The sequence below is a fragment of the Burkholderia sp. DN3021 genome (assembly GCF_049805555.1).
In the GTDB taxonomy this organism is placed as follows: Bacteria; Pseudomonadota; Gammaproteobacteria; order Burkholderiales; family Burkholderiaceae; genus Burkholderia; species Burkholderia pyrrocinia_C.
The window spans coordinates 53,993-69,387 of the sequence record NZ_JBNCAB010000034.1; the positions used below are offsets into that span (position 1 = coordinate 53,993).

Annotated in this window: 20 protein-coding genes and 2 tRNA genes; 3 read left to right on the top strand and 19 right to left on the bottom strand. The window is 63.6% G+C overall.

All coding sequences use genetic code 11. From position 1 onward, the window contains the following. Positions 1–44 precede the first annotated feature (44 nt). The 14 genes from ACPUER_RS18320 to ACPUER_RS18385 form a co-directional block, all read right to left on the bottom strand. Positions 45–326, bottom strand: coding sequence for a hypothetical protein (locus ACPUER_RS18320; RefSeq protein ID WP_425131801.1), 282 nt, complete (start codon positions 324–326; stop codon positions 45–47). Positions 327–381: 55 nt separating this feature from the next. Next, the gene (locus tag ACPUER_RS18325) at positions 382–642 is read right to left on the bottom strand and encodes a hypothetical protein (protein WP_310143834.1); all 261 of its coding nucleotides are present in this window, start codon (positions 640–642) and stop codon (positions 382–384) included. Between the two features lie 59 nt (positions 643–701). Next, the gene (locus tag ACPUER_RS18330; RefSeq protein ID WP_425131802.1) at positions 702–977 is read right to left on the bottom strand and encodes a hypothetical protein; all 276 of its coding nucleotides are present in this window, start codon (positions 975–977) and stop codon (positions 702–704) included. A gap of 33 nt (positions 978–1,010) precedes the next feature. After that, positions 1,011–1,298 (bottom strand): hypothetical protein, encoded by a 288-nt coding sequence (locus ACPUER_RS18335; protein ID WP_425131803.1) that lies wholly within the window; start codon positions 1,296–1,298, stop codon positions 1,011–1,013. 715 nt (positions 1,299–2,013) lie between these two features. Continuing rightward, positions 2,014–4,188, bottom strand: coding sequence for a ParB/RepB/Spo0J family partition protein (locus tag ACPUER_RS18340; protein ID WP_425131804.1), 2,175 nt, complete (start codon positions 4,186–4,188; stop codon positions 2,014–2,016). A 696-nt stretch (positions 4,189–4,884) separates the two neighbouring features. Then, positions 4,885–5,073: a DUF6900 domain-containing protein gene (locus tag ACPUER_RS18345; protein WP_425131805.1), complete on the bottom strand. Its 189-nt coding sequence runs from the start codon at positions 5,071–5,073 to the stop codon at positions 4,885–4,887. Between the two features lie 2 nt (positions 5,074–5,075). Next, entirely contained in the window at positions 5,076–5,243 is a 168-nt protein-coding gene (locus ACPUER_RS18350; protein WP_425131806.1) for a hypothetical protein, read from the bottom strand. Positions 5,244–5,297: 54 nt separating this feature from the next. Next, complete coding sequence (locus ACPUER_RS18355) at positions 5,298–5,804, bottom strand: hypothetical protein (protein ID WP_425131807.1); 507 nt, start codon at positions 5,802–5,804, stop codon at positions 5,298–5,300. A 23-nt stretch (positions 5,805–5,827) separates the two neighbouring features. Further along, complete coding sequence (locus ACPUER_RS18360) at positions 5,828–6,484, bottom strand: DNA methyltransferase (protein WP_425131808.1); 657 nt, start codon at positions 6,482–6,484, stop codon at positions 5,828–5,830. A 474-nt stretch (positions 6,485–6,958) separates the two neighbouring features. Beyond that, positions 6,959–7,426, bottom strand: a complete 468-nt coding sequence (locus tag ACPUER_RS18365) for a DUF6884 domain-containing protein (protein ID WP_425131809.1) — start codon at positions 7,424–7,426, stop codon at positions 6,959–6,961. 11 nt (positions 7,427–7,437) lie between these two features. Then, the gene (locus ACPUER_RS18370) at positions 7,438–9,237 is read right to left on the bottom strand and encodes a phosphoadenosine phosphosulfate reductase family protein (RefSeq protein WP_425131810.1); all 1,800 of its coding nucleotides are present in this window, start codon (positions 9,235–9,237) and stop codon (positions 7,438–7,440) included. A gap of 5 nt (positions 9,238–9,242) precedes the next feature. Beyond that, positions 9,243–9,833, bottom strand: a complete 591-nt coding sequence (locus ACPUER_RS18375) for a hypothetical protein (protein ID WP_425131811.1) — start codon at positions 9,831–9,833, stop codon at positions 9,243–9,245. A 121-nt stretch (positions 9,834–9,954) separates the two neighbouring features. Continuing rightward, complete coding sequence (locus ACPUER_RS18380) at positions 9,955–10,620, bottom strand: LPD29 domain-containing protein (RefSeq protein WP_425131812.1); 666 nt, start codon at positions 10,618–10,620, stop codon at positions 9,955–9,957. 72 nt (positions 10,621–10,692) lie between these two features. After that, positions 10,693–11,520: a DUF932 domain-containing protein gene (locus ACPUER_RS18385; RefSeq protein WP_425131813.1), complete on the bottom strand. Its 828-nt coding sequence runs from the start codon at positions 11,518–11,520 to the stop codon at positions 10,693–10,695. Between the two features lie 664 nt (positions 11,521–12,184). Here ACPUER_RS18385 and ACPUER_RS18390 point away from each other — a divergent pair. From ACPUER_RS18390 to ACPUER_RS18400, 3 genes are all read left to right on the top strand, one after another. Then, positions 12,185–12,649, top strand: coding sequence for a hypothetical protein (locus tag ACPUER_RS18390; protein ID WP_425131814.1), 465 nt, complete (start codon positions 12,185–12,187; stop codon positions 12,647–12,649). A gap of 194 nt (positions 12,650–12,843) precedes the next feature. Continuing rightward, positions 12,844–13,335, top strand: a complete 492-nt coding sequence (locus ACPUER_RS18395) for a hypothetical protein (protein ID WP_310144693.1) — start codon at positions 12,844–12,846, stop codon at positions 13,333–13,335. A gap of 221 nt (positions 13,336–13,556) precedes the next feature. Continuing rightward, complete coding sequence (locus tag ACPUER_RS18400; protein WP_310144695.1) at positions 13,557–13,829, top strand: hypothetical protein; 273 nt, start codon at positions 13,557–13,559, stop codon at positions 13,827–13,829. Between the two features lie 300 nt (positions 13,830–14,129). On the opposite strand, the gene ACPUER_RS18405 is transcribed toward ACPUER_RS18400, so the two are convergent. The 5 genes from ACPUER_RS18405 to ACPUER_RS18425 all read right to left on the bottom strand — a co-directional run. Continuing rightward, positions 14,130–14,206, bottom strand: a tRNA-Ile gene (locus ACPUER_RS18405). Positions 14,207–14,213: 7 nt separating this feature from the next. Further along, positions 14,214–14,290 (bottom strand) — tRNA-Pro (locus ACPUER_RS18410). Positions 14,291–14,308: 18 nt separating this feature from the next. Beyond that, on the bottom strand, positions 14,309–14,611 hold the full coding sequence (locus ACPUER_RS18415) for an H-NS family nucleoid-associated regulatory protein (RefSeq protein ID WP_425131815.1): 303 nt from the start codon (positions 14,609–14,611) through the stop codon (positions 14,309–14,311). Positions 14,612–14,716: 105 nt separating this feature from the next. After that, positions 14,717–14,908: a hypothetical protein gene (locus ACPUER_RS18420; protein ID WP_425131816.1), complete on the bottom strand. Its 192-nt coding sequence runs from the start codon at positions 14,906–14,908 to the stop codon at positions 14,717–14,719. A 103-nt stretch (positions 14,909–15,011) separates the two neighbouring features. Continuing rightward, positions 15,012–15,395, bottom strand: a 384-nt coding sequence (locus ACPUER_RS18425; protein ID WP_425131817.1) for a hypothetical protein, incomplete at its 5' end; no start/stop codon positions are given.

A 15,395-nucleotide genomic window follows, 5' to 3' on the forward strand; every position in this document is an offset into this window, starting at 1 on the left:
TGTGCTCTCCGTGATAGACGCTGCGGTTCAGCGCTAAGGTGACTTCATCCGTGAATCGGGCAGGGATCGCCCCGCGCAGCAATGCAGCTTGAACAGTTTTCGAGTTCGTCGCACATCGCCGCATCTGCTTCCCCACGCTTCCATGCGTCCCGGAGAAACGGTTCGTCTGCGAACATTGTCGGCAACTCTTTGCGCCCATTCCAGTAATCGTTGCGCCCAAGAGTCTCGGCGTCGCATTCAACATCGATCATGTCCCAACTTTCCGGGTCAGCGATTGCGGCTATCCGGGCAAGGGCGAACGAAACACGAATATCAAGACCGCGCATGGTTCAACTCCGTATGTGAAGGATCGAAAGCGCGTCACGGCGGACGCGCACGAGGTTAATGAACGATTCCGAGGGCGTCGCGGATTGCGCGCTGTGCTTTCGCTGAGCCGAATTTTTCGCCGTGCCGGTACCCTCGGTCGTAGACCGCGATGGCCGCGTTAATTTGTTCCGGTGTCCAACCAGCCGGCAGCGTGAACATCTTGTCGCCGTCTGCGTCGTGGACCGAAATATGCGGCGCGAATCCGTCGTCGCTTGTAATCGCGTAATGGCCTTCGGTGATACCTTCGATCATCAGTGCGTCAGCTTGATAGGTCATCTTGAACCTCCGTCTGGTGAAAAGTGGTGATGTGTTGGGCGCGCTAGTCCGCAATCGTTTTAGATCGCGCTAGATAACAACGTGGGATCGCGTTCTTCCACGAACTTCCATGCAAGCATCCATGCGTCCTCTCGGGTTCTGGCGTCGGGAATCGACAAGTCCGTCCGGGCAAACGGCGAGGGCGAATTGACCGTCACAACAAACAGATCAATCCCGCCTTCCTCCAGCAGCATCCCGTCGTTGTCGGTGACCAGAACGTTGGGGACCATGAAAACGTCGAAACCGAGGTTGACCAACCGGTCTTGCATTTCGACAAGCGAGAGAGTTGAGGCCATGGCTTTCTACCTCCGTCCTTGAACGGGTTATTGTCAAACCGGCGACCAAGCGCCGGACGTGAGGCGAAACAGGGTGATCCGCTGCACGCAACCGCCTACGGTCGTTTCGAGCCGCACCGCGCGCGCATCGTCATCGGGACGCGTCCAGCGATGCAGGACACGAATGGGCGCGTCGGCCGCGCAACCGAGCCAGTACGCCGCGATCAAACGAAGCCGGTTCGAGCGCCGCGCGAAATCTGCCTTTTGGTGAGCCTCGGGGGGTGCGGGGGGAACGCCCGCGTTGTTGGCGTGGCTGGATGGGTTGGGGGTGTTTGCGCTCATGGTTTCGTCCTTTCGTGTCGGGTTGTGGATCTGCCTTCCGGAGCCGCCTCGACGCGTTTTTAGCGGGGTGGGTCAGGGGTGCAAGGGAACCGTGGAATACCGGAGCGCGCGTAGCGCGCGAGGATATGCCGCGAAAGTCCCTTGCACCCCTGACCCATTCCGCTATGCGTCGAAAAGAGGCGGGCCGGAAGGCAGATCCACGCGCTTAACCCGATACGAAAGGATGGAGCGCAAACACAGCTTTCCCCGACCCGTCCGGCCACACGACGCGGGGCCGCTCGCGGCTCCGCGTCCCATCGCCCGGCAACGCCGGGCGCAAGACCTGCAGTCCGCCCGCGCGCAGCGGGCGCGTAGTCCGCGAGCAAGCGAAGCGCGCAGCGCCGGGACGGCGCGCAGACGTCAGGGATTGAAGCCCGTCAGGGGCGAGACTCGCGAAGCGAGGCTCGACGCGCAGCGCGAAAGCCCGGCCCGGAGCGCAGCGGAGGGAGACGCCCAAGCCAACGAGCCGGGCAAGCGCCGCCAGTACATGCGACAAAGCGACATGCAAGCGAAACACGGCACCGGGCCGGTGAGCCTTTACGGGATCGACAGAGGCAAGGAAGGTGAGGGATTTCGGGAGCCAGTCACGAATAGCTACGACCTGGTGCGCCAGCGAACACTGGAAGTCGCGCGCGAGGCGCCAGCGGGCAGAGTGCGCCCGCTGGCGAAGGTCTGGTCAGTCTCGCGGCGGCATGCCTTCGGCTTCCGCTACAGCCGCATCGTCGCGGCTGTCGTCTGTTGCTTCCGCAACGTCGGCCAGCACGTTCCCGTCGTTCGTCCCATCGCTTTCGCTATCGCCGGACGCCGCCGCGTCGTCGTCCCCGTCATCTTTCATGTCCGACGACGTAGCAGCGTGGTTGCGCCAGAGCGGCCGCGATCGGGTTTCGGCGCGGGCGAAGTGATCGGGAAGCCAACCGGTACCGCTCACGATTCGCTCGGCCTCGGTCGCGGCGTCGCCCTTCTTCAGCTTCGCAATCCGCATGCCTTCGGCGGGCGACACGGCGACGGTCACGACTTCCGCGATGCGCGCCTTCGACACGTGGTCGAAGTAGCTGGCGCGCGTCGGCTTCCATTCGTCGGCGAGATTGAGGTTCAGCGCGGGCATCAGCGCATTGATGCTGTGTGCGCCCTCGTCGGTAGCGACGCCATCGACGCTTGCGCCAACGTACTGCGCGAGGATGAGCATGAGACGTTCGTCGGGCTGCTCGATGCACCACGTGAGCAACGCGCCCGTGTCATTCGGGACAATACCGGCCCATGCACCCCGTTGCTCGCCGAAGAGACGATATGGCAGGTCGTCGGCAAGCTCCGTTGCGTGTTGCTCGACCTTGCCAGTGTGGTCGTGCCACTGAATATCGATCGCGCTGGCGGCTTGTCCGGGAGCATAGTCAGTGACGAGAAAACGGTGGACGAGCACGGCAAGCGCGACGTGTGGCTGGCGCGCGAGCGCCATGCCGACGGCGGCGGTGCGCCGGGCATTCAGGCGCAGGGTAAGCGTTCCCGAATGCGGGCCTTTCAGGTTCGGGGCGAGCGACCCGGCCCCACCGGTCGGCGCGGCCGACGATTGCGCCGCGCCGTCGTGCGGCTGCGGCTCGTCGCCGTCGCTTCCCGCCGTTGTCGGCGGTGCACGGCGGGTCCAGCCGCGCAAGACTTCGAGCGCCCCGTCATTGTCGATGGTGACGACAGCGCCAGCACCAGCCTTCTGGAGCGGGGTGTAGACAGACAGCGAGTCCTCGATGGCTGCATAGCGCAGAGATAAGGCGGTTTCCTCGTCACACAGGCGCTCGTAGGTTTCTTCATCGATGTCGTCAGCCTCCTGCTCCAGCTCGATTGCCTCCATCCGTGCGTCGATCGCATCCATCTCTTGCTGTTGCGCTTCGGTCGGCGGAACCACAGTGGCGGGCACGGGCAGCAATACTGCTTTTGCGTTGTAGTCGAAAACTGGAATCGGCTCGACCCAATCCCAACCCTCTTCTTGAACCTTCGCGGCAATGACCGTCAACTGCTCGACCGCTACGCGCTCCATGAGAGCATGATCGGAGTACCACGCCGTACCTTCATCGGAAAACAGGTCGCGGCGCACGACGCCCCCTGCGGCCTCGTAAGCGTCGATGCCAACGAACAGGGCGACGCGGCTGCTTTGGAAGTCGCGTTCGCCAGCCACCAGCTTGCGGCGGATCGCATGCGGCTCACGGTCATGGGGCTTCGCGTCAAACCATGCGCTTTCCTGCTCGGCGTGGCTATCAGACAGAGCGAGCGCCTGCATCTGGTCGGCTCGAATCTCGTCGGCGCGGAACAGATCGACCAGCTTTGGCGAGACGCGGGCGAGCTTCAGACGGCGTTGTACGATCTGCTGGCTCGTGCCGTAGATTTCGGCAATCTCCGCGACCGTGCGGCCCGCGTCAACCTGCACGCGATATGCGTCGCACTGGTCGGCCGGGTGCATCGGCTCGCGCATCTCGTTCTCGCTGGTACTGATCAGCACCGCCGCCTCGACCGACACGACGGTGCAGCGAACCTCCTTGTCGAGGCTGATCCGGCCACGCTCGACCAGTTCCAGCAGGGCCAGCCGCCGCGATTCGCCAGCGGCCGCGCCGAAGGTCTGCGCCCGCTTCGCGCCGACTTTCATGGGATGCACGATGATGTTTTGCAACAGACCGACACGGTCGATGTTGTTGGCGAGCGCCGAAATGCCGGTGCGCTTCGTGCGCCGAACATTGAACGGAGACGCGACGAGACGCTTCAAGGGAATGAGGCGTTCTTCGCCTGCCTGCAGGTGGGCCTCGGGGGGTGCGGGGGGAACGCCCGCGTCGTGGGCGAGTGCCGGGATTTCGGTGATCACTGCGTTCATACACCCTCCTTGCTGTGGTGGAAAATCGCTGCCTTTCGGAGCCGCCTCGACGCATGGGAGCGCCAGCGGGAAGGCATGGCAGGGGCGCGAGCAAGGCCGCACGCGGAGCGCAGGCGAAGCCGAGCACCGAACGGGCGCAGGGCGCGGCGTAGCGAACCCTTGCCATGCCGGCACGCAGCGCTATGCGTCGGGATGAGGCGGTCCGAAGGCTGCGCCACCGCAGCGCAGGCGATGGAATGCAGGGAAACGGGCCCGAAGCCCGGCACTCGCCGGCGCGGGCCGGTAACGGCCCGAGCCCCCTTCCGCGCGGCAGGCCGCGCGGCTGGAGGGGGCGGCTAGCGCCGGGGCGGGACGCCAGCGGCGGCCGAGCCCCAGGAGCGGACAGCCCGTGTGTCCGGCGCGCGGAAATTGGCGGCTTGCGTGCCTGGCGGAGCCGGGCGCGCAAGGTGCCGCGCGCCGGCTGGCGAAGAGGAAGGGCCGTGATCTCGCCTCGAGGCGACGGGGTCAGCTACCGCCGCCCGCGCCGTCCGCTCGATGCGGACGGGGTGGGCTCGCCACGCGCCGGTGGAACAGACCGCGGTACAGAGACTGGCAATTGCGTTCCAGTGGTTGCCCGGGCCCGCCGGGCCGGGCGAGTCGTGGAACATACCGAGCGGCGATCGCCGCCGGCGCCAGGTGGGCGCCGGCGGCCGGTTGCTATTTCGCGGCGTTCCGCAGTCCATGCACGACGCCGGCGTCGAATGCTGCGATCAATGCAGTACGGATGCACCAGACCGCACAATCGTGAAAATCCAGACGATCGCGATAACGTGTCTTGAGCGTGTCGATATGCAGGTGCTCGCGCGCGATCGCGGCGAGCAACGCCTCGAATTCGGCTTTCTTCATGGTCAATCCTTCCGCACGTCCTGGCCGAGCTCGAACGCATCGCGCAGCGCATAGATGAGTTCGCCGATTGTCATCGTCACCTTGTCGCCGTCATCCGTGCCCGTGATGCGGCCGCTGAAATGGTGGTCGACGATGGCGCACAGCAAATGCTTGATGTAGATGAGTCGCATCGTTTTTCTCCGTATTCACTGGGGCGGCCGCGGCGAGCGGCCGCCCTCGTATCGTCAAGAAAGCTGCACTGCGCCGCAGTGCTCGGCCAGGCAGAACGCGAAGAACCAGTTCCGATAGAGTTCGGCGAACAGGTGATCGTGATCGGCGTCGATGGCCCCCAGGTATCGACTGAAATCGTCGGCAAGCTTTGCGCTGGTCCGTGAGCCGATCGTTCCCGACGTGATCGAGAAATCAATCAGTTCCTTGAACGGGCCGACGTCTTCTGCGATCGCGCCGTTCGTGTGGCAGATCCGCGAGGCGCCCAGGGGAATAGCCGGGTAATTCGCGATCTCGGCCAGACGTTCGCGAAAAATGTCGTGCATGACGTAGGTTCCGGCGCTGAACTCGAACGAATTTCGGTATCGGTAAATGCGCCCCATGTCCAGGTCAGCGGCGCGGTGCGGAAACCGCGGCGCGCCGTCGAGTCGGACGCAAAACACGTCAACCGGGTCGCGATTCGCGTCCGTGCGAGCGTGGTCGCGCTGCTCAAGGCCGGAATAGGCGGAAACGATCAGTCGCATGGTCAATCTCCTTTGATCGGGTGTCAGGCCGCCGCGGCGAGCGCGGCGCCGGCGACGGGCGCCGTCAGGCGCGCCTTGGCGGCCGCGAAGTAGGTCGCGTCCAGTTCGATGCCGATATACCGGCGGCCGAGCTCGCGCGCGGCAACGCAGGTCGAACCGGAACCGGCGAACGGATCAAGTACGGTGTCGCCGGGCTGCGTAAATGCGGAAATGAGTGTGCGCAGCGCGGAGACAGGCTTTTCGGTCGGGTGATGGCGGTTGCCGCTGTACTGGAACGGCATCACGTCGGCGATCGGCTGTGCCGGCGCCGCGGGCCGGCCCTTGGCGAGCAGATAGGCGGATTCGTGCTGGTACTTCACCAGGCCGGCTTTCGACGCGTACGACTTCGTGAAGACGAAATGACCGGCGACACGAAAGCCGGCCGCCTTCCAGGCGTCGAAAAACAGGTCGACCTTGTTCCAGCCGTAGAACGAAATGCACACCGCGTCACGCTTCAAGACGCGGTACATTTCGGCAAAGGCTGGCGCCAGCCAGTCGCCGTTCACGTCGTTCGCGATCGAGCGGCCGCTCCGATCGCGGAAGTTCACGAGGTAGGGCGGGTCCGTCACGATGCAGTCGACGGATTCAGGGGCGAGTTTGGGCATGGCGACCAGGCAGTCGCCGTTGTACAAATAGCTCACGGTCAGCTCCTCAGAGTTGAGATAGGGGCAGCCGGAGCGATAGGGCTCGCAAACCGTGCTACCCGGAGCTGGCGAGCGCCCGCCGGAGAATGGGGGGCAAGGGGACCGTGGAATACCGGAGTGCGCGAAGCGCGCGAGGATATGCCGCGAAAGCCCCTTGCAGGAGCAGGGCGCCGTGCGACACTCGTCGCGCGCGGCGCAATGGTCCGTCCGCCAGGCTACGGCGGGCGAACGTGGGCTCCGGGTTCAAAGGTCGACTGCAGTGACCAGGCGAGGGCAACGACCGGCGAGCGCGCGCAGGGCCGGCGAGCGGTGTTGCGTCATGGACATGAGCGCCACTGCGATCGCAGATCGCCGGGCGCGATCGCGATTTCATTGGCGCGGCCGCGCAGCGGCCGCCGCCCGAAATTTCACCCGTGGGAAGCATGTGCCGGCCGTGCTGACCACGCTGAACTTCGGTCGCAGCCGGGCAGCCTAGGGGCGATCGCCTCGGAGGAAAGCGCCGAGCTGCTGCCGTTGATACCCGATGCTGCCGGTTGTCTCCTCGACTACCGCATCGGGCCGCAGGATTCCGAGCTCGACCTGGCGCGCGAACGCCGCTTTCATCACCCGCCGGTAGTTCCGGCCCCCGGCGAAGAGGATGCGTCGAGCGGACGCCGGCCACGCTGTCGGCATGAAGCGGTCGAGCTCGGCGAGCATCGCTTCGGCGCGTGCCGGCGTCATGAGCTGTTCGTACGGCTCGATAAAGGTGTCCGGCTTGACGAACCCATGCAAGGCGGAGAGGATCATCACGGCTGGCTCGCGCGATGGCTGGACGTTCGCGCGAAACGTGCTGTACATCACGCCTCGATACAGGTCGATCGCCGGGGCTTTATGGTTCAGCTTGGTGGCGGAGCACGCAAGTACGACAAGGGCCGAGGCAGCCTGATTCACGAGAGGCATGGTGTTCCCCATTACGCGTCGAACGCGAATTCAAATGACGTTTGCGCGCCGGCGGTCGTTGCCTTGTGCGCCCAGGCGTCGCGTGCATCGCTAGGCAAGTCGCTGTAGCGTACCGTGTGAGCCACCAGCTGGTCGACATCATGACCGAGATTGAGACCGAGGCGATCCCTGAAATCCGTTCGCCGCGCGATCTCGTCATGCTTCTGCTGCTGCTTGCGTGAGAGGACCAGCGCACCGTAGCTCAGGTACCGCCGATAGCCCGCCGTGATTCCGCCCGGGTGGAAGCCCCGATCATGCATAGCGGCCAATCGATCCGCCTCGAACTCGAGGATCATCTCGGCCGACTCGGCGTCGACGTCGAAGCGTTGGCCGGTTCGCACCTCCCAAGTGCTCTTTCCGTCGTCAAAGTCCAGGATCGTCGGGGCACACGGCGCATCTTCAGTGAGGGCCTCAAATAGCGCATCTCGGAATCCCGTCCACTGATCCGCGGTTTCGTCCCATTCCTTCCCAACACGCAAGAACAGCGGTTCCGGCATGGGCGCCGGCGCGAGCGGTGCGACGTCCGGCACGTGGTAGCTCATTCCGTGGAGGTAGATATCGCGATAGTCCGCCCAGATCGCGAAGGGTGCCGCGAGCCCCTGCAGCGATTGCATTGCATCGATTGCGATCATCATCGTAAGCGGGAGCGTCTGGAACTTCGTTCGGGTACCGGCTTTCCGGGCGCGGAGCATCTCGTCGCGGTCGATGGTCATCATGTACCGCACCAGCTCGCGGACGGTCGCCGCACCGAATGTGTCGGGCTCGATGCACACGTAGCCTGCCTGGATCGTCCTGCCGACCCAGTTCCGTCGAGACCAGTCGTAGCGGATCGCGCGGATGAATCGGTTCAGCTGCTGCAGGCCTCGCGCGTAAGCGTATCGGTCTTCGTCGAAGCGGATCATCTCCGTGAGAGAGCGGTCATCGGACTGCTGACATGCCCAGCAGCCGGTGCGCGCGTCGCAATGGCCGCGACGCACGCGCTTGCCGGCCGTCGCTTCCTCGAACGTCAGGTCCGACACGACCGCGCAGCTGCTGTTGCCGGCATGGGCATAGATGCGCTTCGTTTCTTCGAAGTCGGTGTAGCTGATGCGCAGGCCAGACGATACCTCGCCGATGAATTCCCAAACATCTTCCGTCGTCCAGTCAGCGATCGGACAGAGGGTAAGTTCGCGGTCACTGTTGCGCACCGGCGCATCGGCGCGATCGCCGCGCGCGGTCATTTTCGCCTTTCGGCGATCGCTTTCGTCAAACCGCGTGCCGAGCAGCACCACCGGCTCGGCATAGCCGGCTTTCTTTGCCTCTCGGTACAGTTGATTTCGGCCGACGCGGCTCGGCTCGATCTTCAACGACACCGAGCAGTCGGAGTTCGTGCCGGCGTAGCTGGGCAGAGCGCGGCCGGTGAGGATGGACATTTGCCAAGATGTCGCCAGGGATGGCGTCACGACTTGCACGCGTACCGCGATACCATGTATGCGCCCATACTCGGCCATCTTCGCGAGCTCGCGATGCGCATGCTCGACCATCTCCGGCGACTCGACCAAGGTGTCGGCAGTGATGACGCAAACGAGCGGATGACCGCCTGCAGCCGCGTGTTGCCGTGCAGCTTCCAGCGCAAGCGTAGACACGACCCCGCTATCCTTGCCGGCGCTGAACTGGCAGATCACCATCTGGTTGGCTGCGAAAAGCGCCCCCAGCGCCTTGATCGAGCGCGCGACGCGCTGATCGAGGGAGGGGCGCACTTCAGCCTGCTGGAACATTTCGACCGTTTGCATAGGGCTCAGCCGAAGTACCAAACTTGGCACTGATAGACCGCATCACGCGTAAAGCGATCGCGCAGATCCGGTTCGAGCTCGTCGTTCGACAGGATCCGCTCGAACAGATTGAGGATTCGAACGCAGGCCTCGCCGACATGTGAACCTACATCGCACTGCATGATTTCAACGTCTAGTTGATTCCAGACTGCAGCGTTGATCTTCTCCCGCACGGTGCCGGCCACCACCGTGTCGTCTGGCTCCTGATGGGTCGGGACGGCGAAGCCTGCAGCCGCAAGCTCGCGGCGTGCCTGGTCGTCCCATCGAGCGGGCGCTTCGGCTTCGCATCGGAATGCATACCGGACAGCGGCCTCATGTTGCGGCGATCCTTCCTCGCTGTCGACTTTAACTGCGACTTCGAAGTATTCGCCGAACCCGTGCGTGCATGCCCGGACGATGAATCGTGCGCCCTCTGGTGGCTCACCCAAAGCCCGGATGATCACCTTGATGAAGGCGCGGCATTCAGCCCGGCTGCGATTCTTGAAGTTCTCGTTTGCCAGCTGGACACACGGTTCGTCGGCCGGTGACGGGCCGCAATCGATAATCAGGTTGTACATTTCACTTCCCCTATGAGTTACTGCGCGATCAGTTCTATCGGATCAGACATCACTGTTCGGAGTCCGAACGCATCGGTTTGCGTCGAGTCTGAATGCTGCTTTTCTCAGCTGTCGTCGTGACTCAGTGGATGTCGCGTCTCACAAAAAGGCTCGCCCCTGTCGCCGAGCGCGGAAAGCCGTGAGCGTCAGTGGTTTCCGCCAGCATTGCGTCAACGTCCATCTGTACGTTGGATCCTGATCGACGGCTGCCGGTCCGATGTACGCCGATGACCTCGAGCAGCTGCAGGCGGCCGGCACGGTAATCGTCGATCGTCATCATGGCGCGGACATCCGGTGCCAGACGATCCGCGTAGCGCAACGCGAGACGCTCGAGCACCAGTTCGATCGCGCGATCGCTGAACCGGCGCGACAGCGTGATCCGATCCGCAGCCAGGTGGACTGTCAGACGGCCAGACGACGTCAGCATGAAGTGCTCGACACGCTCGACCCTGCCACCGTTGGCGAGGCGGGTCGCCTGCAGTGGCAACACGAGCCGGGCGACCTGCAGGTCGCGCGGGCCGTCCATCCAGTCGATTGCCAACTGCGATCCGTTGCCGCGCTTCGTAACCGTGATCGCGAAAGACGTTGCTGGAAAGGCCTCGCGCAGGATCGTCTGCACCAACTGCACGGTATCGACTAGGGTGATTGTGTCGGCCAGAACGATGGCCGGCGTGGCAGCGTCCGGACTAGTCCGTGCGCGAGCCGCTTCGGTGGCACGGGCGCTGCGGCTTTCGGTGGTAAGCATCATGATCGACCTCGATAGAAATGGAACACGACAACGTTCGGTGAGGCGCCGGCGGATAGCGCCGGCGCGTTCGGGTTAGCCCTTCAGCTTGCGCATCTCTTCCGCGAGCACCCACATGGCACGATTAAGGCGAAGATCCTGATCGATGCCAGTCACACTGCGGGTAGACGTCCGGCGGCCAGCTGCTGACCGACCATGCAGCCCACCCTTGATCACGTTCTCCTGAACACGCTGGAACGTGGCCCAGAGATCGGGGCGCGTGTCTTCGGTGCGACGTGCGCGGAGCAGCTGGTCCTCGGTGATCGGTGCCGGTGCTTCTGTCGCGTCATACCGCAGAGCCAGCACGGCGCGTGCGAAAGCCTGTTGTTCGCCTTCGTCGAGCTGCACGGCCTCCATCCCGTCCTTGCATTCGCGGATCATGTCGAAACCGTCGAGCACCTCGTGCGCACCGTTGACGACGTGATCCACAACGTCCCCCTTGTGCGGTACGCGGATGTCGTTCGTCTTGTCGCCGCACACGAGGCCGTTCTGGCAAACGAAGCGGAAGTAGCCCGCCAACATCTGGTAGCTGCTGGATCCGTCGTGCGAGTTCAGCAGGATGATTTCCGGCGTTTCTGGGGATGCGACCTGAGAGGCGTGGCGCAGGCGCAGCATGTGCTTCGTATGCTCGCGCTTCGCGTCGACGCGCACCCGGGTTTGGCAAACCATGAAAGGCTGGAATCCTTCGAGGCGCAGTTTCGTGAGGATCTCGATGGTGGGGATGTAGGTGTAGCGGTCGGAGCGTGAGTCGTGCTTGTCGGCGGCGAAGATCGACGGCGCGACCTGCCGAATTTGCTCGTCGGCGAGCGGCGTGCTGGAGCGAAGGATCGGGGCGTTGTAGCCAAACTTGGTTGCGAGTTGCATGGTTTTCTCCGTTGAAGATTCAGGTTTGGTGCGAGGCGTCAGGCGTTCGCTGGTGTCCGTCAACACCAGACGACGTGGTCGAAAGCGACGGTGCGTCGGTAGTAGTTCCGTCCATCCCACGGCGTGTACGTGTATTCCATGTACGCACATTGAAGGACTACTATCCAATGGTGCAGTCGGTTCGTTTCCATCGTGACCTCCATCTGCGGTTGGTTTGCATTTCAGGCCGACCGGGACCCAAGATTCCGAGTCCCCACGTAGGGGTTGTGCCGGTGCTGCCTGGACTTCGGCAGAACTGCTGCCGCCAGTCCCCTGAGTTCGTCGTCCCGCGACTAAAGGAGCCTGCCGGCGGGCGTGTTCAAGGGCGGTCGCAAAGCCGCATGCGGAGCGCAGCCCGTAGGGCGAGCACCGAACGGGTGCCGCGGCCGGCGCAGCGGCCCCTTGAATGCGAACGACGGTGGGCTACGGTCGCGTTTGGGACGGCGAGCTCAGGGGACAAGCGGTATGCGGAAAATTGAGACAGCACGGGCTCGCCGCGCGGCGAGCGCCCCTTCGAGCGGCCGTGGCCGCGAGACTGGTCAGGCAGGTGCCGCGTGTCGCGGTCGTTCGCGACACGCGGTTGCGCTATGCTTTGGCGTGATCGTGTGAAATCAGAGACGAGTCGATGCTCATTCGTGAACAGGGACGCCTCATCAAGGTGCTGCGCGTCGAGCCTCCCAAGCAGCCCCCGACCAGGGGGCGCCGGCGCGAACACGTGCTCGGCACGTTTCGCGCCGACGAGCCAATACCACCCGCGCTGCTCGACGCGCTGACCCGCGACGAGCGCAAAGCGCTCGCGCGCTGGCTCGCGGTCTACCGGGAAAGCCAGGCGCGCACGGATGCGCGCCCGGTGCTGGCCGCCGCGCCCGCGCAGCTCGAGTCGCTCGTCAGCGCACTCGAGGTGGCGGCCGACACGTTGTCTGCCGCCGACGCGGATCAACTATGGGCGCAGCTGCATGCGATCGCGCGCACGTTGAAGCGCGCCGGCCATCTACGGCCGCGCGCAGCGCGTCGGCCGCCGGCGCCGCTGCCTGGCCAGCAAGATTTCTTCGACGAACGCGACGAGCTCGAGCAGCTAGCCGAACAGTAAGCACGCGCCACGCCAGGACTACCACCATGCATCCACACCGTATCGTCGAGGACACCGGCCGCACGCAGATCCCGACTCGAACTGCCAACAATCAGGATGGGCAGCGCTCGCCGTGGCTCCGCTGGTGTCTGCGCGTATTCCGTGTCTTCAAAGCACCATTCAAGGTCCATTGAGAGGCTTGACCAGAGATCGCCATGTCGAACCGACGCGCACCTTCATCACGACGACATCAACCGTCCGCGCACGCGAAGCTCGCCCGAACCCTGTTGCTGCCGATGCCACGACAGAAAGCAGAGGAGCTCGCATTGCAGTATCACGCGGCGTTTCAAGCGATGCGCATGGGCCGCGGCTCGGCGCACGGACTGGCTGTTTTGCTCCAGCTGGTGGTGCTTGCGGGCTTCGTCGACGAAGCCCGCAAGCACGAGTTGCGCGTGGAGGTACTGCTGGCCACCGAACGCGGTATCAACGCCGCGCTCGAGCGGGGCAAGACTTGCGGCGAGTGGGCACTGGATCCGCAGACTGATGAACTCGTCGCCGCGCTGATCGGGTGGCACGATGATCAGCTACGCGCGGCGCCGTTGGCGGTGTTCGCCGAGGCGCTCGAGCGCCTCGAGCGGATGCGCGACGGCCGATCATATGATCGGCCGCCGGCACGGCGGGGCGGTACGGGATCCTGGCTTGGTTGAGCTCACTGAAGCGACGTCGGGCGGACCGGGTGTTGCGATCCGCTCGCACCCCTGATATATATACAGTATTGTCGGCGGCAGCGGCCGCCGTGCGGTGCGGAGAGCGGAATGGACAATTTGATTTGAGTAGTCAAAGTTCGCGATCGCGAAACCTTCACGCTACCGATGTACGAGCTAGACGGCATGCGCGCGGACCTGGTACGTGCACCACGGAGTCGAGCATGATCGCCGCGCCGATGCTCGAGCAGCGCGACACGATGGTCGCGCTCGGATGGACCGTGGTGAGCGACTACGGCTATTCGCATCGCAGCGGCTGGACGATCGGCGTCTGCCGTGTACGCGACAAGTGGGTCGTCGAGCTGTGGGATGGAACGTCACTCCATGCGAAGGTCAACTCGCCTGTGGCGGCCGCCCGGCTTCATCGGGAGCTGGTCGCGGAAGCGGAATCGAGCACACCCGGCGATGTCGACGGACAGCACGAGGTATCGAGCTGATCAGGCCCAGGGCTCGGCGGCAGCCGGGCCCGGCACTTCAATCCCCGTCGTATGTGAGATCGTGCCACCGTTGCGAGGTACCGCCACCTGACCGGCCACGAGGAAATTGCTTGATGGCAATCGCATGCAGCGCGCGCTCGTCGCGCGCGGGATCGCCGCAACTGCGTCGCACTTTCAGGTCGCGAACGCGGCCCTCATCGTCGAGCCACACACGCCCAGGACGTTCCGGCGGGTCTCGCCGGATCGCGGAACTGCGCGAGACAACATGCGGTCGATCAGCGACATTGACGTCCTCTTCACTGGTGGGCCTGGCTGGACTTGAACCAGCGACCAATCGATTATGAGTCGACTGCTCTAACCGACTGAGCTACAGGCCCGAGTACGTGGTCGGAGTGGCAGGATTTGAACCCGCGACCCTCTGGTCCCAAACCAGACGCGCTACCGGACTGCGCTACACTCCGAGCGGCAATTTCGCCGTGTTATTCCGCGTCCGGAATCAGAAACCGTTCGCGGTTCTTCGCATTCACAATCCATTGAGGCGCCTTACCACGCCCGCTCCAGGTCGCGCCGGTTTTCGGGTCACGATACTTCGGCGCAATCGGCGCGCGCGTGCTCGGCGCTGCTGCGCGCCGGCGTCCGAAGAGTTGGTCGGGCGTGATGCCGTATTCGGCGATCTGTTCGCGAATCGCGGTGATGATGCCGTCAAGCTCAGCACACCGCGCCTCTTCGGCCTTCTGTGCCAGTGCCTCTGCCTGCGCTTTCAGTTCGAGATAGGTAGCCATGAATGGGAAAGGATTTCCTTTGAGAGATAGCTCTGGAACGAGCGACCCATTATATCCGCGCGCTAGATCTGAATCGATAGCTTCGAGACTCGGCCTGCCAGCATTTCACTTGAGAAAGAGCTGCAGCATGATCGCGAGGCCGCCGAACACTCCAACGATCCCTGCGAAACCTCCAGCAGTCCTGTTGACGCTGCCGACAAGATAGGTCAGTCCTGCGGCAACTGCAAAGGTGAGGATACCGCAGCACATAACCGCTAGTGGGCTGGCACCGGATGAAAAAAAGCTACTTGGTACCATGCGAGCGATCTCCAATTTATCAGGCATCCTGATAATTTTACATAACAGATACTAACGCCGGAATTGGTTGTGGCGGCTAAGTTGTAATGTCCGCCGGCTAAGTTCAGATGTCCGCGTTTCGACTCATCGTTCGTGTGCGAACCATTGCAATCATCGCCGCATTCAGCGTCTGATCAGCGCTCGGCCACCACGTGGCCCGACAGCGATAACGACGATCGAGCTCCGCTTCGCGTTCCGGATCGTCTTCGTATACGTGTTCGACGATATGGTCGGCCAGCTCGGGACTGCTCGAATCGACGATCCGATAGACTTTCTTGTGCGAGGGCTCGATAAGGCCAGCGAGATAAATCTTATTCGCATTGCACAGTACTTGAAGTGCAGGCCAACCTTCGCACTTGTCGATGGCGGTTGAAATCCGCGCTTTTCCGGCGGCGTCAGAGGGTGGCGGCACGGCGCGCGCATAAAAATAGCAATTGCGGATACGGCC

Excerpts from the sequence above, each read along its gene's own strand:
- ACPUER_RS18320 (WP_425131801.1), bottom strand. The coding sequence starts at position 326 with ATGCGCGGTCTTGATATTCGTGTTTCGTTCGCCCTTGCCCGGATAGCC.
- ACPUER_RS18325 (WP_310143834.1), bottom strand. The coding sequence starts at position 642 with ATGACCTATCAAGCTGACGCACTGATGATCGAAGGTATCACCGAAGGC.
- ACPUER_RS18330 (WP_425131802.1), bottom strand. The coding sequence starts at position 977 with ATGGCCTCAACTCTCTCGCTTGTCGAAATGCAAGACCGGTTGGTCAAC.
- ACPUER_RS18335 (WP_425131803.1), bottom strand. The coding sequence starts at position 1,298 with ATGAGCGCAAACACCCCCAACCCATCCAGCCACGCCAACAACGCGGGC.
- ACPUER_RS18340 (WP_425131804.1), bottom strand. The coding sequence starts at position 4,188 with ATGAACGCAGTGATCACCGAAATCCCGGCACTCGCCCACGACGCGGGC.
- ACPUER_RS18345 (WP_425131805.1), bottom strand. The coding sequence starts at position 5,073 with ATGAAGAAAGCCGAATTCGAGGCGTTGCTCGCCGCGATCGCGCGCGAG.
- ACPUER_RS18350 (WP_425131806.1), bottom strand. The coding sequence starts at position 5,243 with ATGCGACTCATCTACATCAAGCATTTGCTGTGCGCCATCGTCGACCAC.
- ACPUER_RS18355 (WP_425131807.1), bottom strand. The coding sequence starts at position 5,804 with ATGCGACTGATCGTTTCCGCCTATTCCGGCCTTGAGCAGCGCGACCAC.
- ACPUER_RS18365 (WP_425131809.1), bottom strand. The coding sequence starts at position 7,426 with ATGCCTCTCGTGAATCAGGCTGCCTCGGCCCTTGTCGTACTTGCGTGC.
- ACPUER_RS18370 (WP_425131810.1), bottom strand. The coding sequence starts at position 9,237 with ATGCAAACGGTCGAAATGTTCCAGCAGGCTGAAGTGCGCCCCTCCCTC.
- ACPUER_RS18375 (WP_425131811.1), bottom strand. The coding sequence starts at position 9,833 with ATGTACAACCTGATTATCGATTGCGGCCCGTCACCGGCCGACGAACCG.
- ACPUER_RS18380 (WP_425131812.1), bottom strand. The coding sequence starts at position 10,620 with ATGATGCTTACCACCGAAAGCCGCAGCGCCCGTGCCACCGAAGCGGCT.
- ACPUER_RS18385 (WP_425131813.1), bottom strand. The coding sequence starts at position 11,520 with ATGCAACTCGCAACCAAGTTTGGCTACAACGCCCCGATCCTTCGCTCC.
- ACPUER_RS18390 (WP_425131814.1), top strand. The coding sequence starts at position 12,185 with ATGCTCATTCGTGAACAGGGACGCCTCATCAAGGTGCTGCGCGTCGAG.
- ACPUER_RS18395 (WP_310144693.1), top strand. The coding sequence starts at position 12,844 with ATGTCGAACCGACGCGCACCTTCATCACGACGACATCAACCGTCCGCG.
- ACPUER_RS18400 (WP_310144695.1), top strand. The coding sequence starts at position 13,557 with ATGATCGCCGCGCCGATGCTCGAGCAGCGCGACACGATGGTCGCGCTC.
- ACPUER_RS18415 (WP_425131815.1), bottom strand. The coding sequence starts at position 14,611 with ATGGCTACCTATCTCGAACTGAAAGCGCAGGCAGAGGCACTGGCACAG.
- ACPUER_RS18420 (WP_425131816.1), bottom strand. The coding sequence starts at position 14,908 with ATGGTACCAAGTAGCTTTTTTTCATCCGGTGCCAGCCCACTAGCGGTT.